Source organism: Actinobacillus vicugnae (genome assembly GCF_901687125.1).
GTDB lineage: Bacteria > Pseudomonadota > Gammaproteobacteria > Enterobacterales > Pasteurellaceae > Actinobacillus > Actinobacillus vicugnae.
Genome location: NZ_CABFJY010000022.1, coordinates 1 through 25,184 on the forward strand (window position 1 = coordinate 1; position 25,184 = coordinate 25,184).

24 protein-coding genes are annotated in these 25,184 nt (G+C 39.9%); 11 read left to right on the top strand and 13 right to left on the bottom strand.

What is annotated here, in order from left to right; genetic code table 11:
- A partial coding sequence (locus F8M47_RS05955) for an IS3 family transposase (protein ID WP_150538323.1) occupies positions 1–99 on the top strand: 99 nt, incomplete at its 5' end.
- Between the two features lie 152 nt (positions 100–251).
- On the opposite strand, the gene lolE is transcribed toward F8M47_RS05955, so the two are convergent.
- The 9 genes from lolE to prfA form a co-directional block, all read right to left on the bottom strand.
- Complete coding sequence (gene lolE / locus F8M47_RS05960) at positions 252–1,502, bottom strand: lipoprotein-releasing ABC transporter permease subunit LolE (protein ID WP_150539228.1); 1,251 nt, start codon at positions 1,500–1,502, stop codon at positions 252–254.
- Complete coding sequence (gene lolD / locus F8M47_RS05965) at positions 1,502–2,182, bottom strand: lipoprotein-releasing ABC transporter ATP-binding protein LolD (protein ID WP_150539229.1); 681 nt, start codon at positions 2,180–2,182, stop codon at positions 1,502–1,504. The genes lolE and lolD overlap by 1 nt, the downstream gene beginning before the upstream one ends.
- 21 nt (positions 2,183–2,203) lie before the next feature.
- A complete protein-coding gene (locus F8M47_RS05970) occupies positions 2,204–3,376 on the bottom strand; it encodes a lipoprotein-releasing ABC transporter permease subunit (protein ID WP_150539230.1) in 1,173 nt (390 codons plus the stop codon).
- Positions 3,377–3,491: 115 nt separating this feature from the next.
- Positions 3,492–4,442 carry a 2-hydroxyacid dehydrogenase gene (locus tag F8M47_RS05975; RefSeq protein ID WP_150539231.1) on the bottom strand — a complete coding sequence of 317 codons (951 nt, stop codon included), beginning with the start codon at positions 4,440–4,442 and terminating at the stop codon, positions 3,492–3,494.
- A 56-nt stretch (positions 4,443–4,498) separates the two neighbouring features.
- The gene (gene kdsA / locus F8M47_RS05980; RefSeq protein WP_150539232.1) at positions 4,499–5,350 is read right to left on the bottom strand and encodes a 3-deoxy-8-phosphooctulonate synthase; all 852 of its coding nucleotides are present in this window, start codon (positions 5,348–5,350) and stop codon (positions 4,499–4,501) included.
- A 41-nt stretch (positions 5,351–5,391) separates the two neighbouring features.
- Complete coding sequence (locus F8M47_RS05985) at positions 5,392–6,258, bottom strand: SirB1 family protein (RefSeq protein WP_150539233.1); 867 nt, start codon at positions 6,256–6,258, stop codon at positions 5,392–5,394.
- Between the two features lie 13 nt (positions 6,259–6,271).
- Positions 6,272–7,144, bottom strand: coding sequence for a peptide chain release factor N(5)-glutamine methyltransferase (gene prmC, locus F8M47_RS05990; protein ID WP_150539234.1), 873 nt, complete (start codon positions 7,142–7,144; stop codon positions 6,272–6,274).
- A 55-nt stretch (positions 7,145–7,199) separates the two neighbouring features.
- The gene (locus F8M47_RS05995) at positions 7,200–7,730 is read right to left on the bottom strand and encodes a hypothetical protein (RefSeq protein WP_150539235.1); all 531 of its coding nucleotides are present in this window, start codon (positions 7,728–7,730) and stop codon (positions 7,200–7,202) included.
- A gap of 62 nt (positions 7,731–7,792) precedes the next feature.
- Positions 7,793–8,875, bottom strand: coding sequence for a peptide chain release factor 1 (gene prfA, locus F8M47_RS06000; protein ID WP_150539236.1), 1,083 nt, complete (start codon positions 8,873–8,875; stop codon positions 7,793–7,795).
- Between the two features lie 345 nt (positions 8,876–9,220).
- Here prfA and dnaA point away from each other — a divergent pair, with 345 nt between their 5' ends.
- The 4 genes from dnaA (at position 9,221) to asd (ending at position 14,281) form a co-directional block, all read left to right on the top strand.
- A complete protein-coding gene (gene dnaA / locus F8M47_RS06005) occupies positions 9,221–10,570 on the top strand; it encodes a chromosomal replication initiator protein DnaA (protein ID WP_208790034.1) in 1,350 nt (449 codons plus the stop codon).
- Between the two features lie 16 nt (positions 10,571–10,586).
- Positions 10,587–11,690: a DNA polymerase III subunit beta gene (dnaN, locus tag F8M47_RS06010; protein ID WP_150539238.1), complete on the top strand. Its 1,104-nt coding sequence runs from the start codon at positions 10,587–10,589 to the stop codon at positions 11,688–11,690.
- A gap of 299 nt (positions 11,691–11,989) precedes the next feature.
- Positions 11,990–13,072, top strand: coding sequence for a DNA replication/repair protein RecF (recF, locus tag F8M47_RS06015; RefSeq protein ID WP_150539239.1), 1,083 nt, complete (start codon positions 11,990–11,992; stop codon positions 13,070–13,072).
- Positions 13,073–13,168: 96 nt separating this feature from the next.
- Positions 13,169–14,281: an aspartate-semialdehyde dehydrogenase gene (gene asd, locus F8M47_RS06020; protein WP_150539240.1), complete on the top strand. Its 1,113-nt coding sequence runs from the start codon at positions 13,169–13,171 to the stop codon at positions 14,279–14,281.
- 240 nt (positions 14,282–14,521) lie between these two features.
- On the opposite strand, the gene F8M47_RS06025 is transcribed toward asd, so the two are convergent.
- A complete protein-coding gene (locus tag F8M47_RS06025; RefSeq protein ID WP_150539241.1) occupies positions 14,522–15,640 on the bottom strand; it encodes a porin in 1,119 nt (372 codons plus the stop codon).
- A 145-nt stretch (positions 15,641–15,785) separates the two neighbouring features.
- Between F8M47_RS06025 and lpxB the strand changes: the two genes are divergently transcribed.
- Positions 15,786–16,964: a lipid-A-disaccharide synthase gene (lpxB, locus tag F8M47_RS06030; RefSeq protein WP_150539242.1), complete on the top strand. Its 1,179-nt coding sequence runs from the start codon at positions 15,786–15,788 to the stop codon at positions 16,962–16,964.
- A gap of 37 nt (positions 16,965–17,001) precedes the next feature.
- Positions 17,002–18,054 (top strand): protease SohB, encoded by a 1,053-nt coding sequence (gene sohB / locus F8M47_RS06035; protein WP_150539243.1) that lies wholly within the window; start codon positions 17,002–17,004, stop codon positions 18,052–18,054.
- 101 nt (positions 18,055–18,155) lie between these two features.
- On the opposite strand, the gene F8M47_RS06040 is transcribed toward sohB, so the two are convergent.
- The 3 genes from F8M47_RS06040 to hslR all read right to left on the bottom strand — a co-directional run bounded on the left by F8M47_RS06040 (position 18,156) and on the right by hslR (position 21,327).
- On the bottom strand, positions 18,156–19,763 hold the full coding sequence (locus F8M47_RS06040) for a Tle-like phospholipase domain-containing protein (protein WP_150539244.1): 1,608 nt from the start codon (positions 19,761–19,763) through the stop codon (positions 18,156–18,158).
- Positions 19,764–19,910: 147 nt separating this feature from the next.
- A complete protein-coding gene (gene hslO, locus F8M47_RS06045) occupies positions 19,911–20,801 on the bottom strand; it encodes an Hsp33 family molecular chaperone HslO (RefSeq protein ID WP_150539245.1) in 891 nt (296 codons plus the stop codon).
- Positions 20,802–20,922: 121 nt separating this feature from the next.
- Positions 20,923–21,327 carry a ribosome-associated heat shock protein Hsp15 gene (gene hslR / locus F8M47_RS06050; RefSeq protein ID WP_150539246.1) on the bottom strand — a complete coding sequence of 135 codons (405 nt, stop codon included), beginning with the start codon at positions 21,325–21,327 and terminating at the stop codon, positions 20,923–20,925.
- Positions 21,328–21,464: 137 nt separating this feature from the next.
- On the opposite strand from hslR, the gene nudE reads away from it, so the two are divergent.
- The 4 genes from nudE to pgl all read left to right on the top strand — a co-directional run bounded on the left by nudE (position 21,465) and on the right by pgl (position 25,176).
- Positions 21,465–22,022: an ADP compounds hydrolase NudE gene (gene nudE, locus F8M47_RS06055; RefSeq protein ID WP_150539247.1), complete on the top strand. Its 558-nt coding sequence runs from the start codon at positions 21,465–21,467 to the stop codon at positions 22,020–22,022.
- 12 nt (positions 22,023–22,034) lie between these two features.
- A complete protein-coding gene (gene cysQ / locus F8M47_RS06060; protein ID WP_150539248.1) occupies positions 22,035–22,847 on the top strand; it encodes a 3'(2'),5'-bisphosphate nucleotidase CysQ in 813 nt (270 codons plus the stop codon).
- A 75-nt stretch (positions 22,848–22,922) separates the two neighbouring features.
- Positions 22,923–24,410 (top strand): glucose-6-phosphate dehydrogenase, encoded by a 1,488-nt coding sequence (gene zwf, locus F8M47_RS06065; protein ID WP_150539249.1) that lies wholly within the window; start codon positions 22,923–22,925, stop codon positions 24,408–24,410.
- 67 nt (positions 24,411–24,477) lie between these two features.
- The gene (gene pgl / locus F8M47_RS06070) at positions 24,478–25,176 is read left to right on the top strand and encodes a 6-phosphogluconolactonase (RefSeq protein WP_150539250.1); all 699 of its coding nucleotides are present in this window, start codon (positions 24,478–24,480) and stop codon (positions 25,174–25,176) included.
- Positions 25,177–25,184 lie beyond the last annotated feature (8 nt).

Sequence of the window (25,184 nt, forward strand, 5' to 3'; positions counted from 1 at the left end):
ACCCTTCACGAGTACATGTATTACTATAACCACGAGCGTATTCAAGTGAAACTAAAAGGACTAAGCCCTGTTGAATACAGAACCCAGTCCTTGAATTAAATGTGTCTAACTTTTTGGGGTCAGATCAGAAAGGATTGAGGTTTTTTATCGTACTAGCGGTTGAATTTTACTGAAGTTTTGCAAATTAAGCCGAATAAAAAATACCAATATGCGAAAAACATATTGGCATTTTATTTGCAATAAATTGAGGATTAGTGGCCGCTTAATACTTTTGCAGGCTCTAATTTTACTGCACGGCTAGCAGGATAGAGGCTGGCAAATAAGCTTAAAATAATGGTCGCAGTTAATACGTAGACAACATCTTGCCAATGCAATTCGCTGGGTAAGAAATCTACAAAATAAACCCCGTCGGAAAGTAGCTTAATGTTAAAAAATCCTTCAATTGCTTGAATAATAGCGGTTAAATTAAGTGATAGTAGTACACCAAGTACAATACCGACTAATGCACCTTTCATACCAGAAAGCAAACCATACCAAAGGAAAATACGTTTGATAAAACTGTTATTCGCGCCAAGTGTACGCATAATCGCAATATCGCCCTGCTTATCTTTTACCGCCATAATTAGCGTAGAAATAATATTAAAGCACGCTACGCCAATTACTAATACCATCGCAATATACATCACTGTGCGTACTAGCTGAATGTCGTTATACATATAGCCAAATTTCTCAATCCAAGTATTTAGATAAAGTGGTTGATTAAAGTTAGCGAGTTCAGGCATTCGTAGCTGTTGCACATCGAATGGCGATTTTAACGATAATTCAATCCCCGAATATTCATTTGGTTGATATTCTAATAACTCTTGTGCTTTTTCAATCGGCAGTAACGCATAGCTATGGTCAAGCTGTCCTTCTAGTTTTAGTACGCCCGTTACAGGCAAGCTGAAACGTAGAGGCTGCGCTAATTTGCCGTCATCAGTGGGTTGCGGTAACAATAAAGTAACTTCATCGCCAGCGGTAACTTCTAGCGCTTTAGCAATTCCAGCACCAAGAATCAAACCTCCTTGTTGATGAAAGGCTTGCCATTGTTCGCTTGGAATATAATGACTAAGTGAGCTAACGCGATCTTGCTTAGCAGGATCAACCCCTCGCACCTGTGCAATTTTTAATTGCGTGCCATTTTCAATCAAACCTGTAAAACTCACAAAAGGCGAAGAAGCGCTCACATTTGGGTTACTATTTGCAAGTTCTTCCAGTTTTTTACCCGCTTGTATTGGTATATTTTCATTACCGTTATATGAATAGAGTTCGGCGTGCGGCACAACAGAAAGTACGCGCTGATTTAGCTCTCGCTCAAAACCGTTCATCGCACTTAAGCCGATAATTAATACTGCCACGCCAAGTGCAATCCCGATACTGGAAAACAGTGAAATCAGCGAAACCAACCGATTTTTCTGTTTGCCTCGCTGATAGCGCCAACTAATAAAAAAAGGAGTACTCATTAGCCTGCCTCGCTTAACACACCATCACGCATTACAAAACGACGAGATAATTTATTTGCCAAATTTAAATCGTGGGTTACTAATAAAAACGCAATATTTTGTTCAGCGTTTAATTGTTTGATCAGATCAAAAATGCTCTCGGTAGTTTTTTGATCTAGATTGCCCGTTGGTTCATCGGCAAGTACAAGCGCAGGGTTATTAACCAACGCACGCGCAATAGCAACACGTTGGCGCTCTCCCCCTGAAAGGGCTGACGGGCGATGAGTCATTCGATGTGATAATCCGACCGCTTGTAGCATTTTTTCGGCGCGATCTTTCGCTTCATTTTTGTTTTGATTGCCGATTAACATTGGCATCATCACATTTTCAAGCGCAGTAAAATCTGCCATTAAGTGGTGGAATTGGTAAACAAAACCGAGATTTCGATTACGCAATTGCGCTAATTTATTCGCACTTAATTTTTGTAGTGATTGTTGTTTGATCCAAACCTCGCCCGAACTTGGCTGATCTAAACCACCGAGCGTGTGTAATAAGGTACTTTTACCTGAACCAGAACTCCCAACAATAGCGACTAACTCGCCCGTATTCATTGAGAAGGAAACATCTTTGAGGACTTGTACTTTTTGGTTGCCCTCATCATAAAATTTGCTGATATTTTCACAGCGTAGTAATTCAGTCATATTTTTGTCTTCAATTAAAATTTATTCATAGCGTAACGCTTGTGCAGGCTCAATTTTTGCTGCTCGATATGCAGGATAAAGCGTACAAATAAGCGAAAGTACAATCGAGGTCGCAATAATAATCAGTACTTGCGTGGCTGAAATCAGAGTTGGCAAGTGAATATTAGGGTTCAACAATGCCACAATTTCATCTAAATTGAGTGTGATAACAGTACCAATTAGCCCACCTAAAATTGAGCCGATAACGCCAACAATTGCGCCTTGGAAAATAAAAATCTGTGTAACTTGTGGTTTGGTTAAGCCCTGTGTTTGTAGAATGGCAATTTCGCCTTGTTTATCTACAACCATTAGGCTAAGTGAAGTCACGATATTGGAAATCGCAACAATAATAATCAAGCTAATTAATAAGCTCATCATATTTTTTTCCATACGTACCGCTTGGAAAAATTCGCCTTTTTGCTCCCTCCAATCACTGATTTGGTAACGATCTGCATCGAAATACTGATTAAGTTCGGTAACTTGGAATGGATCTTGCAGATATAAACGCACACCTTGTACTTGGTCTTCAGTGATACGTAATAAACGCCCAACGTCAGCAAGATTAGCAAATAACGTGTATTCGCTTGCTTCATTATTCGCATGATAAACACCAACTACATTAAACAAACGTTGAACGGGTACTCGTCCCATTGGTGTGTACTGGCTATTTTCGGTGATCATCAGGCGGATTTTTTCGCCTTCACCAATGTTTAATTTATCTGCAAGACGTGAGCCAATCAGCACATTAAATTCGCCTTTTGGTAGAAGCGCCTTCACATCTTCGCCTGTCAGCATGGGATCATCGCTTTCATTTTCAACCCCGAGAAGTTGCCCAGCATTGATACCTTGTTGGCTTTGGATAATCACATTTGCTTTATTGATGGCAACGCTTTTGTTTACAAAATTTGGCAACTCAAGTGGCTGATTTTTTCCGAAATGCGCTGTTTGTGGCGCAATAATGGCGTGCGGAAGACTCGAAAGTAGATTGCGTTTTTGCATATTTTCCAAGCCATTCATCACCGATAGCACGATAACAAGCGCCATTACCCCAAGTACAATGCCAACGCTTGCTAAGTTGGTCACCAAACGTCCGAATCTGTCGGCACTTTTAGATCGCCAGTAGCGAAAAGCAATAAAAAGAGTGGTTAAATTCATATTTGTGTGTTATTTGAATCATACAGACGTAAAAAACAAGCGGTCAAATTTGCATAACATTTTGCAACTTTTCACTGATTTTTAACCGCTTGTTTTGTTTATATTTTATGGAAACTTATTGGCCAGTGCGGACAAATTCTTCCATATTTTGCGTAACTTTATTCACTAATGTGGTTACCGCAGAATCACTTGCCCATGCCACATGTGGCGTGATCAATAAATTCGGTAAACGTTTTGCCGCTTGCATTAATGGGTTATCTTTTTCAGGTGGTTCTTTTACCAACACATCTAATGCTGCTCCTGCGATTTTGCCATTTTCTAGCGCATTTAATAATGCGACTTCATCAACCAATGGACCTCGTCCTGTATTGATTAGATAAGCTGTCGGCTTCATTAGCGCTAAGGTTTCTGCGTTAATCAAATTTTGGGTTGATTCAGTTAATGGGCAATGAAGCGAAATAATATCCGCTTGTTTGAAGGCGTCTTCAAAAGCAGTATAGCCAGCACGGATTTCCGTTGCACCTTGATGCTCTGCAAAAATAACATTCATTCCAACCGCTTGTGCTAGGCGAGCCACTTCTGAACCTGTGTTACCTTTACCAAATACGGCTAACGTTGAGCCTCGAATATCGGTAACGGGATAATCGACATAACAAAATTGCCCACAAGTTGCCCAGCGATCAGAGGTGATTTGATCACGGTGATAACCAATCAAGCTGTGTTTAAGGGCAAAGATCATTGCCAACACGTGTTCAGGTACAGTGGTGGTGGAATAACCCGTTACATTTTTTACCGTAATGCCAAATTCTTTCGCAGCTACTAAATCAACGTTATTTGTACCTGTGGCAGTAATAGCAATTAATTTTAGTTTTGGTAGCTGGCTGAGTAATTCTCTGGTAAGCAGTACTTTGCTGGTGATAATAATATCCGCATCTTTAACACGTTCGAAGGTTTGTGAAGCATCGGTGCTGTCGTATTCAGTCCAAGTGTGTGCAAAAGAAGGGCGAGGGATTTCGTGGGTAGGCACACCAGTTTTATCTAAAAAAACGATATTCAGTGTAGTCATAGCAGGCTCCTTAAAGTTTTACCACAGAGAAGAGTTCTCTGTGGTAATTGAAGGGATTAATTTGAAGTATCGATCTCTTCAAATGATTTCACTAAATCATCAATTGCTTTCATTTGGCTAACGAAAGCTTCTAATTTTGATAATGGTAAAGCAGAAGGGCCGTCACATTTTGCGCTGTTAGGATCTGGGTGCGCTTCAAGGAATAAACCTGCTAAACCAATTGCCATACCGCTACGCGCAAGCTCGGTCACTTGGTCACGGCGACCGCCTGAAGCTGCACCAAATGGATCACGGCATTGTAATGAGTGAGTCACGTCAAAAATCACAGGGCAGCCTTTTGAGACTTTTTTCATAATGTTGAAACCAAGCATATCTACAACAAGGTTGTCGTAGCCGAAGTTGGTGCCACGGTCGCAAAGAATTACGTTTTCGTTACCGCATTCTGCAATTTTTTCTACGATATTGCCCATTTGTCCTGGGCTTAAGAATTGTGGTTTTTTCACATTGATTACTGCACCTGTGCGAGCCATGGCTTCCACAAGGTCTGTTTGGCGTGCTAAGAAAGCGGGTAATTGGATAATATCCACCACTTCCGCAACGGGTTTACATTGGTAAATTTCGTGGACATCAGTGATGATATTTACCCCGAAAGTGGTTTTTAACTCTTGGAAGATTTTTAAACCTTCTTCCATACCTGGCCCACGATATGAGTGGATTGATGAACGATTGGCTTTGTCAAACGATGCTTTGAATACGTAAGGCACACCAAGTTTATTGGTTACTTCTACGTATTTTTCGCACACACGCATTGCCATATCACGGCTTTCTAGCACGTTCATGCCACCAAATAATGTAAATGACTTATCATTTGCCACTTCAATAGTGCCAACTTTTACGATTTTATTCATATTCTGTTTCCTTCATTCAATGGAATTTTATAGGGTGAAAATTAATGGATTCTATTCTCTTTACTTTTTTTCTCTAAGCTTTGCATTTCAAGCTTTAGCATTACTGCAGAAGGATCTTCTGGACATTGGTCGATAAAGTAGCTTAAGTCATCATAGGCTGCTTGGTAGCAATCCATACTTGCCAGAACCATACCTCGATCTCGAATTTCGTATGGATCTTCTGGGCTAAAGATTAAGCGGTATTCAATTAAACGTAGCGTTTCTTCATATTTTCTTTCACGTGTGAGTGCCATTTTAAATACGGTTTCTACTCGTTCAAGTAATTCATTTGGCTGTGCTTTACGCAGTAAATCGGGCGACAATTCTACACCATAGCCAACTTCGCCTTCGAGCCATTTTATCAATAGTTCCATTGAGAGAAAGCTACCATCCCACGGATTGATAAAACGCACGCTGGTTTTGCCTTTTTCATCTTTTATTTCCGCACGCAAAATTAATTGGGTTGGGAAATTCACAGGGTAGAGTGGTAAATCAAGCGTTGCAGCTAAATACAACACAATCGCCCCTACTGAAACAGGCATACCTTGGCGACGGCGAATAACTCGGTTGAGTAATAAATTATCCGTATGGAAATAGCCTTCGTAATCGCAGTTAAAGCCCCATTCTTGGTAAACTAAATCCAGTAATTGCTGAACGCGTTCGGCATCCGAAGAAGCATTAACCTGATAACGTGCTTTTTTTACTAATGCCGACATTAAGCCAAATACTTGTGGTTCACTCAAATTCTCGTCCACCAATAGGGTGAGGCGAACCATTTCTCGGTATAAGAATTTTTGCAGCTCGCTACGGCTAATCGTAATTTTCGGATCTTCGAGTTCGTTGAGTAATTGTTGAATAATATCGTCCATTCTTTTGCCTTGTTTATTTTGACTTTTTTACTGCTTGGGTCAAACGGTCATTACCGCCGTAGTCTTGGAATGAGGCGATTTCATCCCATTGATTCTGTTGAAAAATTTTCTGAACGGCCTGTGCTTGTTGCCAGCCGTGTTCCACAATTAACGCACCATTTGGCCGTAAGTAAAGCGGTGCGTTTTCAATAATTTTTTGCAAATCGCTTAAACCGTCTTGTTCGGCAACAAGTGCAGAGAGAGGTTCAAACCTTACATCGCCATACTTGAGATTTTCATCAGCCTTATCAATATAGGGCGGATTACTTACGATAAGATCAAATTGGCGATTTTCAAGTGCAGAATACCAATCGCTTTGCAAAAAGCTCACGTTGCTAAAAGCTAAATGTTGGCGGTTGCTTTCGGCAAGCGCTACCGCTTCCTCTTTGAAATCGACTCCAATAATTTGTGCTTTATCCGCTAGCTCTGAAGCCAGTGCTAACGCAATAGCGCCCGTGCCAGTGCCTAAATCTAAAATTTGCAAATTAGGTTGGTTTTTTAACCGCTTGTAAGCACATTCTAGCGCAACTTCTACCAAACGTTCCGTATCTGGACGAGGAATTAACGTATGCGGAGAAACTTTTAATGGCAGCGACCAAAACTCTTTTTCACCTAAAATATACGCCATGGGTTCGCCTTGTAAACGACGGTTAAGTAGCGTTTCCAATGCTGAAATTTCGGTCTGATTTAGCTCAGTTTCGGCAAAGGCAAAAATTGCAGATTTTGAGCGTTTTACGACCGCTTGTAGCAGGATATTGGCATCTGTTTTAGGATGAAGATAGGGATCTTGAGCGAGATTCGCTTGCAATGCAGTTACTGCATAAGTGAGCCATTCGGTATAAGTCATTAGAACCTTTTATTGAATTATCATAGGGCAGATAGGCTCTGCCCCGTTGATGAATTTAGTTTACAGGGCGTACGCAGTGACCTGTGCGTGCGGTATTTCCCACTTTTTGCTGAATCGTAAACGCATTTTGTGCGAAATTACTTACCGCTAAATTAATAGGATTGCTAGCTTTGGTCATTTGCTTGTTTAATGCGCTGTAATACTGTTTTTCAGAACTATTTAATGCGTTGTCCACTTTTAGTGATTGTTGAATTTCATCTGTATGCGCACGCATTACACTACCTTGAGTAAATTTGTAGGTAAGTGTGTGGTTTGCGTAGCTCCAAGTACCTGTACGATTAATGTCGTAGCCAAAAATTGGGTTATCGTTTGGTAACACCATTTTGCCGAAATAAGTTGCTTGGCCGTCTGCAGTGAGTTGAACTCGGTTGCTGGTCGCAATACTACCACCGTCCATACGACATTCCCATTCGCCAATAAAGCTTTCTGAGGTTGCTTCACGGCTAGCGGCTGGTGCTGTGCTGGTAGTGTAAGTGGTACAAGCGCTTAATAGCGCAACCGTTGTGGCTAACACGATTTTTTTCATATTTGCTTTCCAAAGTAAGGGTAAAAGTGAAGGAGAACATTCTCCCTCAAACAATAAAATAATTAAGCGTTATCAGAAAGTGCTGCTAACTGATCTGCTTGGTATTCAGTAATGATTGGTTGAATTAATTCATCAATTTTACCATTCATTACCTCATCTAAACGGTAAACCGTTAGATTGATACGGTGATCCGTTACACGACCTTGCGGGTAGTTGTAAGTACGAATCTTATCTGAACGATCGCCTGAGCCAAGTAAGTTACGACGGGTATCAGCTTGTTCTGCGGCTTGACGTTCTTGCTCAACTTGTACGATACGAGAAGCTAACACAGCAAGTGCTTTTGCTTTGTTTTTGTGTTGTGAACGCTCGTCTTGGCACTCAACCACAATCCCTGTCGGAAGGTGAGTAATACGTACTGCAGAGTCGGTGGTATTAACGTGCTGACCACCCGCGCCCGATGAGCGGTAAGTATCAATACGTAAATCCGCAGGATTGATTTCTGGCATTTCAGATTCTGGTAATTCAGGCATTACCGCAACGGTACAAGCAGATGTATGGATACGGCCTTGCGATTCTGTTTTTGGTACACGTTGCACACGGTGACCACCCGATTCAAATTTCAGCTGACCATATACGCCTTCACCGCTGATTTTCACAATAATCTCTTTATATCCGCCTTGTTCGCTTTCGTTAGCAGACATTTCTTCAATTCTCCAGCGCTTGCTTTCGCAGTAACGGCTGTACATACGGTATAAATCTCCCGCAAAAATACCCGCTTCATCACCGCCTGTTCCTGCGCGGATCTCTAAGAATGCGTTGTATTCATCATTTGGATCTTTTGGCAGTAATAAGATTTGTAAGTGCTGTTCAAGGTTTTCGATTTCAGCTTTGTTTTCAGCAATTTCTTCGGCTGCCATATCTTTCATATCAGGATCGTCAAGCAACAGCTGTGCTTCTTCAATATCGTGGTTTAATTTTTTCCAACGATTAAACGTCGCAACCACTTCTTCAAGTTGCGAATACTCTTTTGAATAAGCTCGGAATTTATCCTGATCGTTAATCACGGAAGGGTCGCCTAATAAGGCTTGCAGTTCCTCATGACGTTCGCTGAGGCTTTCTAATTTGTTGATAATAGAGTCTTTCATTGTTCGATTTATATTGAGTGAAAAATGATGGGATTATAGCGGAAAACGCAGAAAAATGCTCGTAGTAAAACGGGATAAGCGATCGAAATTTGCAATTTTTTTGCAATTTTCAACCGCTTGTATTTTGAGAGGTTTGCAGGGTAGCGCCTATAAGAACGCTTCGTTTGTGCAGGAGCGCCGAAATGGAAGAGATATTACTATTTCGCACTTACAGACGGGTTCTATTTAGCTAAAATTTTAAAGGCTGTCAATGTTACAAGCGGTAAATTTTTCACAAAAATTTACAAGATTTCCACAGGATTTTCAGGTATTATAACCAATCTTTTTCACTCTTTTTTATATCCTTTGGAGCAAATCGTGTCTTCCCTTTGGTCTGATTGTCTTAATCACTTACAAACGAAAGTATCGCCGACTGATTACAGCACTTGGCTACGCCCTTTACAGGCAAGTTTTGCAAACGGGGAACTCACTCTGTATGCTCAAAATCAATTTGTTGAAAATTGGGTAAAAGATAAATTTTTGGCGGAGATCGTCGATCTTGCTCGCTTTTTGGCGAAAAATGATAACTTATCGGTTTCGATTAAAGTGGGGATCAAACCTGCCGAACATAAACCGAATTCTGCAACCAGTGCACCTATTAAAGAAGAAACGCAAGAAACCAATAAAATTTTTAGAACAGGTTTAAATGAATTGCTGACGTTTGATAACTTTGTACAAGGTAAATCGAATCAACTGGCAAAAGCTGTGGCGCAACAGGTAGCGGATAACCCAGGTGAAAGCCATTGCAATCCGTTTTCACTTTATGGTGGCACTGGTTTGGGTAAAACCCATTTATTGCACGCAGTGGGTAACGAAATTTTAAAGCGTAATCCGCAAGCAAGAGTGGTTTATATTCACTCAGAACGCTTTGTGCAAGATATGGTGAAAGCCTTAAAAGGCAATACGATTGAAAATTTTAAGAAATTTTATCGTTCGCTTGATGTGTTGATGATTGACGATATTCAATTTTTTGCCAATAAAGAAGCCTCGCAAGAAGAATTTTTCCACACATTCAATTCGTTATTTGAGCGTAATAAGCAAATTATTCTAGCTTCAGATAACTTCCCAAAAAATATTGAGAATATTGAAGAGCGGATTAAATCTCGCCTCAGTTGGGGGGTGAGTACAGCAATTGAACCACCTGAGTTAGAAACTCGAGTGGCAATTCTGATGAAAAAAGCAGAAGAACGTGGTGTGGAACTCCCTGAAGAAGTCGCGTTTTTTATAGGGCAAAAATTGCGGACTAATGTGCGTGAATTAGAAGGCGCATTAAACCGTGTAATTGCATGGCGCAACTTCACTAAACGCCAAATTACCATTGATGCAGTGCGTGAAGCATTAAAAGACTTAATTGCTTCTTACGACCATTTAATCACGATTGAAAATATTCAGAAAACGATTGCCGAGTACTACAACATCAAAATGTCCGACTTAAAGTCTAAAAGTCGTACCCGTTCTGTAGCTCGTCCTCGCCAAATGGCGATGGCATTGGCAAAAGAATTAACTAACCACAGTTTGCCTGAAATTGGTCGAGAATTTGGTGGGCGAGATCACACCACAGTGATGCACGCTTGTAAAACGATTAATGAATTACGCGATACCGATAGCGGTATTCAAGAAGATTATACTAATTTAACTAGAAAGTTATCGTCATAGGCGATAAGGGATTTTTATGCAATTTACGATTACCAGAGAACAGTTACTCAAGCCTTTACAACAGGTCTGTGGCGTATTAAGCAGCCGCCCAACATTGCCTGTGATCAATAACATTTTGCTTGAAATTAAAGGCGACCGCCTATCTTTAACTGGAACCGATTTAGAAGTGGAATTAACCACGGTAGCAACTTTAGAACAAGCGGTCGATTTTGTTGGAAAATTTACCATTCCAGCCAAAAAGTTCCTCGATATTTGCCGTAGTTTGCCAGAAGATAGTCGCATTTCGGTGCAATTCGAAGAAGATCGTGCATTAGTGAGAGCGGCACGTAGTAAATTTAATTTAGCCACACTCCCAGCGAGCGATTATCCAAATTTAATGGATTGGAAACCAGAAGTAGATTTCTCAATTGAGCAATCTACTTTGGCACGGTTAATCGATGCGACTCAGTTTTCAATGGCAAACCAAGATGCGCGTTATTTCTTAAACGGTATGAAGTTTGAAACCGAAGGCAATTTATTACGCACTGTAGCAACCGATGGCCACCGTCTAGCGGTTTGTACCATGGCGTTAAATCAAGAATTGCTTACGCATTCTGTGATTGTGCCTCGTAAAGCAGTGTTAGAATTATCTCGTTTAGTTGCGGTAAGCGATGAAACGGTGCGTTTAGAAATCGGCACCAGCAATTTGCGTGTATCAATGAACGGCGTAGTGTTTACGTCTAAATTGATTGATGGGCGTTTCCCTGATTATCGTCGTGTATTACCACGTAATGCGGATCGTATTTTAGAAGCAGAGACTGAAGTGCTAAAACGTGCATTAATGCGTGCAGCGATTTTGTCAAATGAAAAATTCCGTGGTGTGCGTTTAGCGTTAAGTGAAAACTTGCTCAAAATTACTGCTAATAACCCAGAGCAAGAAGAAGCGGAAGAAACGATTGATGTTGCTTACCAAAGCCCTGAAATGGAAGTCGGTTTTAATGTGAGTTATTTGCTTGACGTGTTAAATACACTGAAATGCGAGCGTGTGCGTTTTAATTTGGTAGATGCAAGTTCTAGCTGTTTGATTGAAGACTGCGATAATAGCACTGCTGAATATGTCATTATGCCAATGCGCTTATAATCTGAAGTGTTACTTTCTTTGCTTTGCCAAAGAAAGTAACCAAAGAAAAATGCCCCCGATTTTCCTCTATTTTCCGCTTATTGCTAACTGTTGGGATGAACTTTCAAACTCGCTTGTAAGCAAGCTCAAACAAGGAAAGTTATCCTCAAAAGTTTACACAACCGCTTCAGCGGAAAATAGGGGGTAAAAGTATTTTAGTATTTGCAAAAATTTTCTAAAAAATGACCGCTTGTTATCTGTAAAATAAGCATTTCTTCTCATAGGCTAACTTAAGCATTTTTAATCTTAAAGAATCTACTATGCCCCTATCTCGATTACTCATCAATAATTTCCGCAATCTTCAATCTATCGATCTTGAACTTAGTCCGAATTTTAATTTTATCGTAGGGCATAACGGTAGCGGTAAAACCAGTTTGTTGGAAGCGATTTTTTACCTAGGGCATGGTAGATCATTTAAAAGCCATATCAGCAATCGAATTATTCACTATCAAGCGGATGATTTTATATTGCACGGTAAAATTAATGAGGGGCAACACGTTTGGTCGGTGGGAATTCAAAAAAAACGCTCAGGCGATACGGTACTAAAAATTAATGGTGAAGACGGTAATAAAATCTCTGATTTAGCGCATTTATTACCAATGCAGGTGATTACGCCAGAAGGGCTTACGCTATTAAACGGAGGGCCGACTTATCGTCGAGCATTTTTAGACTGGGGACTTTTTCATCAACATACAGAATTTTATAGCTGTTGGGCGAATTTAAAGCGCTTGCTTAAACAACGTAATGCTGCACTGCATCAGGTACGTAATTATGCTGAATTAAGACCATGGGATATTGAGCTAGCCAAATTGGCGGAGCAAGTGAGTCAAATGCGAGCGAATTATGCGGAAGCATTACACCCAGAGATCGAAAAAACTTGCCAATTCTTCTTACCAGAATTAGAAATCGGAGTGAGCTTTCATCAAGGATGGGAAAAAGGAGCAGATTATGCCGAGATTTTGATGCAAGGCTTTGAACGAGATAAAGCAATGGGATACACCATGGTCGGACCGCAAAAAGCAGATTTCCGTTTCCGTGCAAATGGCTTGCCTGTGGAAGATGCGCTATCTCGTGGGCAATTAAAATTATTAATGTGTGCATTACGTTTAGCACAAGGTGAATATTTAGTCGCGCAAAAAGAGCGCCAATGTTTATTTCTGATTGATGACTTTGCCTCTGAATTAGATCCGACTAAACGAGAGTTACTAGCACACCGTTTGCGAGAAAGCGGTTCACAGGTTTTTGTAACGGCGATAACTAAAGAACAGTTGAACCAAATGCAGTGGCAAGAAAACGCACAAGATCAGCTGTTTCATATTCAGCAAGGAAGAGTGATTAAATAATTAATTGCATTTTTGCATAAAATCTTGTATTTATCACATCTATTTCCAAAATAAATTCAAACACAACTTTGTACTTTTCAATTTAGGAGCAACACAATGCAAAATGTAGGTTTTATCGGTTGGCGTGGCATGGTCGGTTCAGTGTTAATGGATCGCATGGTTCAAGAAAATGACTTCGCAAACATTAACCCAATTTTTTTCACGACTTCACAAGCAGGTCAAAAAGCACCTGTTTTTGCAGGTAAAGATGCTGGCGATTTAAAGAATGCTTTTGATATCGAAGAACTGAAAAAGTTAGATATTATCGTAACCTGTCAAGGTGGTGACTATACTACTGATGTGTATCCTAAATTACGTGCGGCAGGCTGGAATGGCTATTGGATTGATGCAGCTTCAACCTTACGCATGGAAAAAGACGCAATTATCGTGTTAGATCCTGTTAACCAGCATGTTATTACAGATGGGTTAAAAAATGGTGTAAAAACTTTTGTTGGTGGTAATTGTACTGTTAGCCTAATGTTAATGGCAATCGGTGGCTTATTCGAAAAAGATTTAGTGGAATGGGTTTCTGTTGCAACTTACCAAGCTGCTTCTGGTGCAGGAGCGAAAAACATGCGTGAATTACTTTCACAAATGGGTGAATTAGAAGATTCTGTAAAAGCAGAACTTGCAAATCCTGCTTCATCTATTTTAGAGATTGAGCGTAAAGTCACTGCCAAAATGCGTGAAGAGAGCTTCCCAACAGATAACTTTGGCGCACCGCTTGCAGGTAGCTTAATTCCTTGGATTGATAAATTATTAGAAAGCGGTCAAACGAAAGAAGAATGGAAAGGTTATGCGGAAACCAACAAAATTTTAGGTTTAAGCGATAACCCAATCCCTGTTGATGGTTTATGTGTGCGTATTGGTGCATTACGTTGCCACAGCCAAGCGTTTACCATTAAGCTCAAAAAAGATTTACCATTAGCGGAAATTGAGCAAATTATTGCCGCGCACAATGAGTGGGTAAAAGTGGTTCCAAACGATAAAGAAACCACTTTACGTGAATTAACACCAGCGAAAGTAACTGGCACATTAAGCGTTCCAGTAGGGCGTTTACGTAAATTAGCAATGGGACCAGAGTATCTGGCAGCGTTTACTGTGGGTGACCAATTATTATGGGGCGCTGCAGAGCCAGTTCGCCGTATTTTAGTTCAGTTAACTAAATAATCTGGACTAACGCTCTAATGACAAACGGTCAGATTTTGTAAAAAAATTGCGGTATTATGTAGTAATTACACAAGTATTTTTTGTAGGGGGCTTGTGCTTGCCCTCACATCATTGAAATAAACTCGCAACTTTGTGCATATACTACATAATTTCGAAAAATTACAAAATTTGACCGCTTTGTTATATACGAAAAAGCCCAAGCAAATGCTTGGGCTTTTATTTTCGAATTAAAGATAAGAATTACCAATAAGCACGGAAACCAACTACAGTGGTGTAATCACGAGATTTTTTCACCGCAGCGGTGAAGTTTTTCGCACGTGTTGCTTGCCATTCTACGAAGAGTTTGGTTTTTAGCTGGTCAACTACTTTTGGTAAGAAGTATTCGGTACCTAACATAAATTGATGTTTTCTGGTTTTGGTATCAGTACCCACTACTACATCGTTTTTATTGATTTTGTATGCGTACATCCCATACGCACGCCAATCATCGGTTAAACGGTGGTAAACCACAGTACGGACTTCTTTTTCAGTGCGTTTATTGCCTAATGCATTTTGATCTTCGGTTTTACGACGTTCTAAATCTACACCGAAAGTAGTTTTGTCGTAAGTATAAGCTGTACCTAAAGCGTATGCATTGCGGTCATAAGCAGGCGCAGAACCTACACGCTCAAAACGCTCACGAGAGAAACCTGTTGCAACTTGTACACTTTGTACATCATCAAATTTATGGTTGTAAATCGAGCCGAAACCCCAAACGTCTTTACGATCTTGAGCTAAATCTGTGTTGTTGTTTGCACGTTGGTTATTACCACCATAATATGCCCCCACTTTTAAGCCCTTGATACCTTTATATACATATTGCACAGAGCGACGAGCGCCAGAGACTAATAAGCCATCAGATAAACTTAATGTATTTGGAAGATCAGTTTGTTTTACTTCATCGGTGATCACCGTTTGGTTACCGTAAGTTACCTCACCGTATTGGTTATGACCTAAACCTGCGTAAAGTTGATGCGCATAAATATGATCAAAATCGTGTTGAGAGTTTGATATGCCACGCTCATCTGAACCACGTAAACGCCATTCGACACGACCTAATGCATAGAAATCGTTAGTAAGTTGTTGCGTTAAACGGAAGCCAAAACGTGAACCGTTATTTTGCACAGGTTTATTTACATGGTTGCGCACTACAGAACCATTGCGGTAAGTCTCTTTCGTTGAAGTACTCGTCCATTTTACACGTGCAGAACCAATAAACTCTACTTTAGTGCCTGTTGAATCCATGTTGAATAATTCAAGCGCTGATGCTGAACTTGCCACAAAAGCAGATGCGAAAAGTGCCAATGCTGTTTTTTTCATAATCACTCCAAATGAAATATAAATTAGAGTTGATATTTTACTTGGTGTGAAAAAGTCAATCAATGCGATTTTGTTAGTTTATATTGTGATTAGTGATAATCTGCCTATAATAAAACTCTGAATAATAAATAAGAGTGAAAGCACTATGACAAAACAAGCACCTCTCATTGCACTGGTTGCAGGTGAAATTTCTGGCGACATTCTAGGCGCAGGTTTGATTAATGCACTGAAATTACATTATCCGAATGCCCGTTTTATCGGTGTTGCGGGGCCTAGAATGATACAAGCTGGTTGTGAAAGTTTGTTTGATATGGAAGAGTTAGCTGTAATGGGGCTGGCAGAAGTGGTAAAACATTTACCTCGTTTACTCAAACGTCGTAAGCAAGTCATTGAAACAATGTTGGCTGAAAAGCCTGATATTTTTATTGGTATTGATGCGCCTGATTTTAATTTAACGGTTGAAGAAAAACTCAAAGCGAGTGGAATTAAAACTATTCATTATGTTAGCCCTTCGGTTTGGGCGTGGCGCCAGAAACGTGTACATAAGATTGCGCGAGCAACTAATTTAGTACTGGCATTTTTACCGTTTGAAAAAGCGTTTTATGACCGTTTTAATGTGCCGTGCCGTTTTATTGGACACACGATGGCAGATGCAATTGCGCTTAAGCCAAATCGCTCAGAAGCTTGTGCAAGTTTAAATTTAGCGGAAAACCAGCGTTATCTAGCGATTTTAGTCGGTAGTCGAGCGAGTGAAGTGGACTTTTTAACCGAGCCATTTTTAAAAGCAGCACAAATTCTTAAGCAGAAATATCCAGATTTACAATTTTTAGTACCATTGGTAAATGCCAAACGTATTGCGCAGTTTGAGCAAATTAAAGCACAAGTGGCACCAGAACTTGAAGTGCAAATCTTACAAGGTAATGCTCGCCAAGCGATGATTGTAGCAGAAGCAACATTATTGGCATCAGGTACAGCTGCGTTAGAAGGAATGCTATGCAAATCGCCAATGGTGGTAGGCTATAAAATGAAAACGGCAACTTATTGGTTAGCGAAACACTTAGTAAAAACTAAATATATTTCTTTGCCTAATTTATTAGCTGATGAAATGCTGGTGCCTGAATTAATTCAAGATGAATGCAATCCTGAAAATTTAGCATGGTATTTGGGTAATTATTTAGCCGATGATGCAGACCATAGAAAACAGCGAAACGAATTAAAACAGCGTTTTACTGAGTTACATAAATTGATTCAATGTGATGCGGATGCACAAGCAGCTCTTGCTGTGGTGGATATGTTAGAAGCGGAAACAAGCGGTCAAATTTAATCTGATTTTTACGATTAACAAAAGGAAATCTCACTCAATGTGGAAAGAAATTTTACTTAATTACGGTATCTTTTTACTCGAATTGCTCACCGTGTTCGGCATTATTGCGGTGGCAATTTTATTAATCTTAGAAGCGAAAAAACAGCCTGAAAATGGCTCAATTACAATCACTAATTTAACCGAAAAATATAACGAACAACAAAAAGCGTTAGAGTGCTTTTTCTTAACCGAAGAAGAGCAAAAACAGCTCGAAAAAGACGAGAAAAAAGCCGCTAAAGAAAAAGCGAAAGCCGAGAAAAAACGAATTAAAGAAGACGCGGAGAAAACAGAAGCGGAAAAAGCGCGTTTATTTGTACTGAAATTTAATGGTGATGTGCAAGCGAGTGCGGTGAGTTCGTTGGCAAAAGAAATTAGTGCAGTGTTATCGCTTGCTAAGCCGACAGATGAAGTGCTACTTAAATTAGAGAGTCCTGGTGGTGTAGTGCATGGTTATGGCTTAGCTGCATCACAGTTGCAACGTTTACGCGATCACAATATTCCGCTTACGGTTGCGGTGGATAAAGTAGCAGCAAGTGGTGGTTATATGATGGCGTGTGTGGCGAATAAAATTGTGTCTGCGCCTTTTGCGATTATAGGCTCGGTTGGCGTGGTGGCGCAGGTGCCAAATATTCATCGTTTACTGAAAAAACACGATATTGATGTAGACGTAATGACCGCTGGTGAATATAAACGCACCGTTACGTTAGTTGGTGAGAATACTGAAAAAGGTAAACAAAAATTCCAACAAGAATTAGAAGAAACACACGAATTATTTAAGCAATTTGTCGCACAGAATCGTCCACAATTGGAGATTGAAAAAATCGCAACAGGTGAGCATTGGTTTGGTCAGCAAGCGTTAGCGCTGAATTTGGTTGATGAAATCTCTACCAGCGATGATTTATTGCTTAATGCGGTAAAAGAAAAAGACGTGGTGGAGCTGAGTTTTAAAGAGAAGAAAAACCTTACTCAACGTTTAGGTGCTCAAATGGAGCAATCGATAGAAAATATCATTGCTAAACTGCTTAATAAAAGCCGTTCAAGTATGATGTAGTTTGAAACAAAACAAGCGGTCTAATTTTTGCAAGATTTTACTTTGGGTAAAAATAGAGCAAAGTTAGACCGCTTATTTTATTTTAGTGAATAAGTAAAATATTACACCACAATTGCTTCATATTGAGGGGCAGAATATGTTGCAAAATTAACCGCTTCAAATCCATTTTCAGCATAGCTAAATTCGCTATCGTTAGCAGCCAAGTTTAGCTCATCAATGCTGTCGCTAGCCGTTAACTCTGCTGGTAAGCTAAGTTCATCAGTTTCAATAGGCTGTTCGGCTTCACTCACCAATAAGTGAGATTCCGCTAACTCGCTATCATTTGCAACAGTTTCAGTAGTTTCAACTTCTCGCACCGCGCTCATTAGTGAGAGTGGTTCAGCGCTCAATGTATAAGCGGTATGATTGTCATCAGCATTCAGATCAACGATTTGAATACCGTTTTCGGTAAGCACTGGAATGATATTTGAAGCTAACGCATCTGAGCCTAAATAAATTTCCAAGCCATCGGCATAGCCATCATTATCACTATCTGCATTGTTAATATCACTACCAATACGCTTTTCCATTACATCGGTTAAGCCGTCTTTATCGGTATCATCGTTGGAGTAGTGGTAATCCATTCGATAGCCTTGTGAAAACTCTTCTTTTAGTTGGTTATCTTTTTCATAGAAGCTGGAAAGCGCATGAAGTCCAGATAATTTCCCTTTTTTGAAATCAAAGAAAGTTGTACCGTCATAACGACCAAGGAATTTATCCACAAATTCACCACGAATAACGTAAGAATCGGTTTTGTGTTTGGTTACAACATTGGATTTATCGCTGTCGTCGATTACCTCGGTTTTGGTAAATGTATTGGCTAAATTAGCCGCTTGTTTGAGGGTTTGGCTTGAAAGTCCGTGATGTTTTAATACTGCGGGGTTGAACAAGGCACTACGTTCAAACATATCGTCCCAGCCTGCACGACTTTGAATAGTATGTGCAACAAAATATTCTGCTAAATAACCACCAAGAGAATGTCCTGTTGAATAAACATTTTTGGGTTTATAAGCTTCAATATATTGGGCTGCTTGATCTAAATAGGCGGTTTGCATTGGTGTATCACCGAATGTAAGACGTAAATCAGCGGTTAAATCTGCAAATTCAGATGTGCCTCGGAAAGCAATGACAACATTATTATAGCTACCGTCCGCATTTTTACCATTACCAAAGATCACATAATCTAAGCCACTTCCTGGGCTTTCTGTGCGTAACACTTCCCAATTATTTACCACTTCTTTAATTTGTTGAGCGTAAGGTGAATCGGCGTATTTACCGCTGAAATATGCACTTAATTTGGATTTATCTTGATAAGCAAGTGTAGAGAATACCCTTAAATCACGATCGGACACATTCCACATATCTGGATTTTTATCATATAAATCAATAATACCGTCTTTATCGGTATCTGGTTTGTAGGCTTTATGTACATTTTCAAAAGATTGCTGTTGATGCTTAGCAGCATAATCTTCTAGGGCTTTAATCACGTTAGCGGAAGGTTTTGGAAAAGTAGATAATGAGGAAGGGCGAGAGGATAAATTCGATTCGGTTATTTCGGTTCGTGATGCAGACATCAGTTTCGAAATATTAGGGTATATGTGTGCATATTTTGCTAAAACATTATCAACGATATGCGTTGACGCTGTGTGTTTAGTAAATTTATTGACCATAACGATCTCCTTATAATTATAAACGAGGGATAATTCCCAGCGAGATTCTATTTTAGCCAATATTTAGCTGCAATAATGTTTACAAAAAAGCGGTCGAATTTATAAAAAATCATTTAAATTCAACCGCTTATATTTATAGATTTTAATTTATAAGTTTAAGCTTGCTAATTTATCCGCTTCTTCTTTAAAAGATAAAATTGCATTTTTATCGAAGAAATATTGCGTACCACAACATTCGCATTGCATATCAATTACGCCATTTTTTTCGGCCAGCATTTCATCAATTTCTTCCATTGGTAATAATAAAATTGCATTGCCAGAACGCTCGCGTGAACAGCCACAATGGAATTTCGTTTCTTGTGCTGGATACACTTCAACTTGTTCTTCGTGATAGAGGCGGAACAATAATTCTTCTGCTTCTAAGCCAAATAATTCTTCGTCTTTTACTGTTTCAGCAAGTGTCATTAGATGTTCAAAATCTTCTGGCGTACCCGTACCATCTGGCATGATTTGTAATAATAAGCCACCAGCCACTGGTTTGCCTTCGTATTCGCCTGTACGGATCACTAAATGAGTTTGTAACTGTTCAGATCGGATAAAATAATCTTCTAAGCATTCACGGATTGTTGGTTTATCTAATGCGATAACACCTTGGTAACGTTCACCATCGTTTGGCATAATGGAGATAACTAATACACCATTGCCGATCATTTCACTGAGGGTGGAATTGTCGGTGATTTCCGCTTGAGTACGTGCAAGCGCACGTAATTGTTGTTGCTCATTACCATTGACAACCGCTAATTTAAGTGGGCCATCACCTTGAATTTGCACCGTGATAGTGCCTTCAAACTTCATAATTGCAGTGAGTAAGCTAGTTGCTACCAACATTTCACCTAGTAAATTTTGCACCGCTTTCGGATATTGGTGAGTATTTAACGTTTCAGTAAAAGTATCGTTTAAGCGCACCCATTCGCCACGCACTGCACGATTTTGGAATAAATAGCGATAAAGTTTGTCGTTGTCTTTTGTATAACTCATGGTTGTTCCTAGTAGAAGCGGCAGGATTTGCAAAAAAATTTGACCGCTTGTTAAAATAAAAGAAGGCACACGTAAAACGTGCGCCGTAGAATTGTTACTAATATAGGGATGAATTTATAAATTACAATATTTGATTTTTAAATTTAACCAAATCACGACGCTCTTTTTTATTCGGGCGGCGGTCGGGATGTGGCATTGAAAGTGCATTCGCTTTGCGAGCAAAGGTAATTGCCTCACGCTGTTTCACGCTTTTTTCGGTTTCTTGGTAGAGCAATTGAGCCTCTGGTGCACCTCGCCGTTGGTCGCTTAGGGCAAGCACTTCCACTTCTTTTTCTTCGTTGCCTTGCCGAAGTTTAATCATCGCCCCCACTTCCACCGCTTTACTCACTTTCGCCCGTTGCCCGTTGTAATGTACCTTCCCGCCTTCAATCATCGCTTTGGCAATTGAACGAGTCTTATAAAAACGCGCAGCCCATAACCATTTGTCCAGCCGAACTTCATTATCTTGTGCTTGTGTCTGTTTCATTAAAATATCCAATGTATTCAATTTAATCGATTAAATTAGTTTGTGCGCAAACGGTTTCGCACAGTATAATTTTCGAGAAATTTTAGCATAAAATATGCTATCTTTAGGAAATTAAATATTGAAATGAGAACGCCTGTATGACCTCAAAATCTAAGCTGCCACAGATCCTTGCTATCGAAACCATCGCTAAAACGCGTATTTTTGAAGTGCAAGCGATTGATTTGCGTTTTTCAAATGGCGAAGAGCGGACTTATGAGCGTTTAACACCGCAACGCCGTTCATCGGTGTTAGTGATGCCGATTCAAGATAACGAACTGATTTTTATTAAAGAATATGCGGTGGGATCGGAACGCTATGAATTAGGTTTTCCAAAAGGAATTGTTGATCAGGGCGAGGAGCCAATAATCAGCGCAAATCGAGAATTACAAGAAGAAATTGGTTTTGGTGCCAACCGTATTGAATTTTTACGTTCGCTTTATACAGGCCCGAGTCATATGTTTGGGCTGATGCACGTATTTGTGGCGCAAGATCTTTACCCATCCAAATTAGAAGGCGATGAGCCTGAACCGCTTGAGATTGTCCGTATTCCACTGGCTAACATTGATGAATTATTAGCGGATCCGAATTTTGCTGAATCTCGTAATTTATCTGCTTTGTTTATGCTCAAAGTCTATCTTGCAAGCGGTCAAAAATAAGAGGATTTTTGCATGCAATCACTTAATTCAACATTGTTACAAGCGGTTAAAAATATAGCGTTAGAAGCAGGCGAACATCTTAAGCGGTTTTATCAACATTCGGTTGAAATCAAAATCAAAGCAGATCATACGCCCGTTACCGAAGCAGATTTGTTTATCAGCCAATTTGTGAGTGAAAAATTACGCCAACTCACACCAAATGTACCAATTTTATCGGAAGAAAATTGTAATATTCCTTTTGCAGAACGCCAAAAATGGCAAGAATATTGGATTATTGATCCACTAGACGGCACACAGCAATTTATTGATCACACTGATCAATTTTCGATTGTGATTGGTTTGGTGCAGCAAAATCGTCCTGTGTTAGGCGTTATTCATGCCCCAATTTTAGCTAAGACCTATTTTGCTATGCAGGCAAGCGGTGCGTTTTTGCAAGAAAATGATCAAATTCGACCGCTTGTTGGGCAACGAGGTTTGCTTAACCAGAATCGTTTGAAAATCACGATGGGGGCTTCCTCGCAAACTGCAGTGCTGCATGCGGTAGCTCCTGCTTATTCAGCAGAAATTCTCCAATACGGATCGAGTAGTTTAAAAGCTGGTCTAGTTGCAGAAGGCAAAGCGGATTGCTATGTTCGGTTTGGTGATACAGGGGAATGGGATACTGCGGTTGCGGAGATTTTGCTGGCGGAGGTAGGCGGCAAAATTTTTGATTTGAAGTTTGAGCCACTTACCTATAATCAGCGCCCAACATTTGTTAATCCATACTTTGTGATGGTGGCGGATCAGCAGCTAAATTGGCAAAATATCTTTCAATTTAATTTGTAATAGCTATTTGCAACATTGTGAAAAATGTTACATATTATTCATATCTGACTAACGAACTCGGGAATTATAAAAAAAATGAATATCGAAAATAGTTGTATTGTTATTTTTGGCGCATCGGGCGATTTAACTTTCCGTAAATTAATTCCTGCGCTCTATAACTTATTTAAAATTGGTCGCCTTGGAGAGCATTTCTCTGTATTAGGTGTTGCTCGTTCAGAGCTTAATGATGATAGCTTCCGTGCCAAAATGCGTGATGCATTAGTTAAATTCGAAAAAGCGGAAGGGCAAGCATTAGAAAATTTCTGTTCACATCTTTATTACCAAGCAGTGAACACTTCTGATGCGGTGGATTATGCCAAATTATTGCCTCGTTTAGATGAATTACACGATAAATATGGTAGCTGTGGCAATACGCTTTACTACCTTTCTACGCCACCAAGTTTATACGGCGTTATCCCAGAATGCTTAGCAGCACACGGCTTAACTACCGAAGAATTTGGTTGGAAGCGCATTATTGTTGAGAAACCGTTTGGTTACGATATTAAAACTGCAAAAGAACTGGATGAGAAAATTCACCACTATTTTGAAGAACATCAAATCTACCGTATCGACCATTATTTAGGTAAAGAAACGGTACAAAACTTGCTTGTATTGCGTTTCTCAAATGGTTTATTTGAGCCGTTATGGAATCGTAACTTTATTGATTATGTTGAAATTACAGGCGCAGAAGCAATTGGCGTAGAAGAGCGTGGAGGTTATTACGACGGCTCGGGCGCAATGCGGGATATGTTCCAAAACCATTTATTGCAAGTGCTAGCAATGGTCGCAATGGAGCCGCCTGCGATTATTAATGCAGATTCAATGCGTGATGAAGTTGCAAAAGTATTGCACTGTTTACATCCATTAAGCGCAGAAGATGTAAAAAATAATGTGGTATTAGCGCAATATGTAAAAGGTGAAGTAGATGATCAAATGGTGGCTGGCTATTTAGAAGAAAAAGGCGTGCCAGCAGATTCAAATACAGAAACCTATATGGCGTTGAAATGTGAAATTGATAACTGGCGTTGGGCTGGCGTACCGTTCTATGTGCGTACAGGTAAACGCTTACCAGTGCGAGTGACTGAAATTGTGATTCATTTCAAAACTACGCCACATCCAGTATTTAGTCAAAATGCACCAGATAATAAATTGATTATCCGAGTACAGCCAGACGAAGGTATTTCAATGCGTTTTGGTTTGAAAAAACCTGGTGCAGGTTTTGAGGCAAAAGAAGTTTCAATGGACTTCCGCTACTCAGATTTAAGCTCTGCTTCAAGTCTTTTAACCGCTTATGAACGTTTATTACTTGATGCGCTAAAAGGCGATGCAACTTTATTTGCTCGAACCGATGCGGTGCACGCTTGTTGGAAATTTGTTCAGCCGATTTTAGATTATAAAGCGGAAAGAGGCAGAATTTATGAATACGAAGCGGGTACTTGGGGGCCAACTGAAGCAGATAAATTAATCGCTAAACGCGGTAAAGTGTGGCGTAAACCTTCAGGTATGATGAAGAAAAAAGTCTAATTCATCAATCCTATTAATTAATGTGATGGGCGAAAGCCCATCCTACACTGAGTTTCGAGGAAACGATATGAACACAATCATCTTCCCAACTGCACAACAAGTGGTCGAAAAAATTGCGCAGGAATTTGTGCTTTATAGTCAGCTCAACCGTCCTGTTCATATTTCACTTTCGGGTGGTTCAACCCCAAAATTATTGTTTAAAACGTTGGCACAAGCGCCTTTCAATACTGAAATTCAGTGGCAAAATCTGCATTTCTGGTGGGGTGATGACCGTATGGTGTTACCTACCGATCCTGAAAGCAATTATGGTGAAGTACAAAAATTATTGTTCGATCATATTCAAATCCCAAACGAAAATATTCACCGTATTCGTGGTGAGCAACCTGTCGAACAAGAACTTGCAAGATTTTCACAAGAATTAACCGCTTGTGTACCTAATTTAGCCTTTGATTGGATCATTCTCGGTATGGGGAATGACGGTCATACCGCTTCGCTTTTCCCTCATCAAACTGATTTCAACGACCCAAATGTGGCGGTAATTGCTAAACACCCTGAAAGCGGTCAAATTCGTATTTCAAAAACTGCAAAATTAATTGAGCAAGCGAAACGAATCACTTATTTGGTTACAGGTGAGGCAAAAGCGGAAGTATTAAAAGAAATTAGTGAAACACCTGCAGAACAACTAGCGTATCCAGCCGCTCGTATCAAAGCGAAACAAGGCGTAACTGAGTGGTATTTAGACAAGGAGGCTGCAAAATTATTATAATGGTTGAA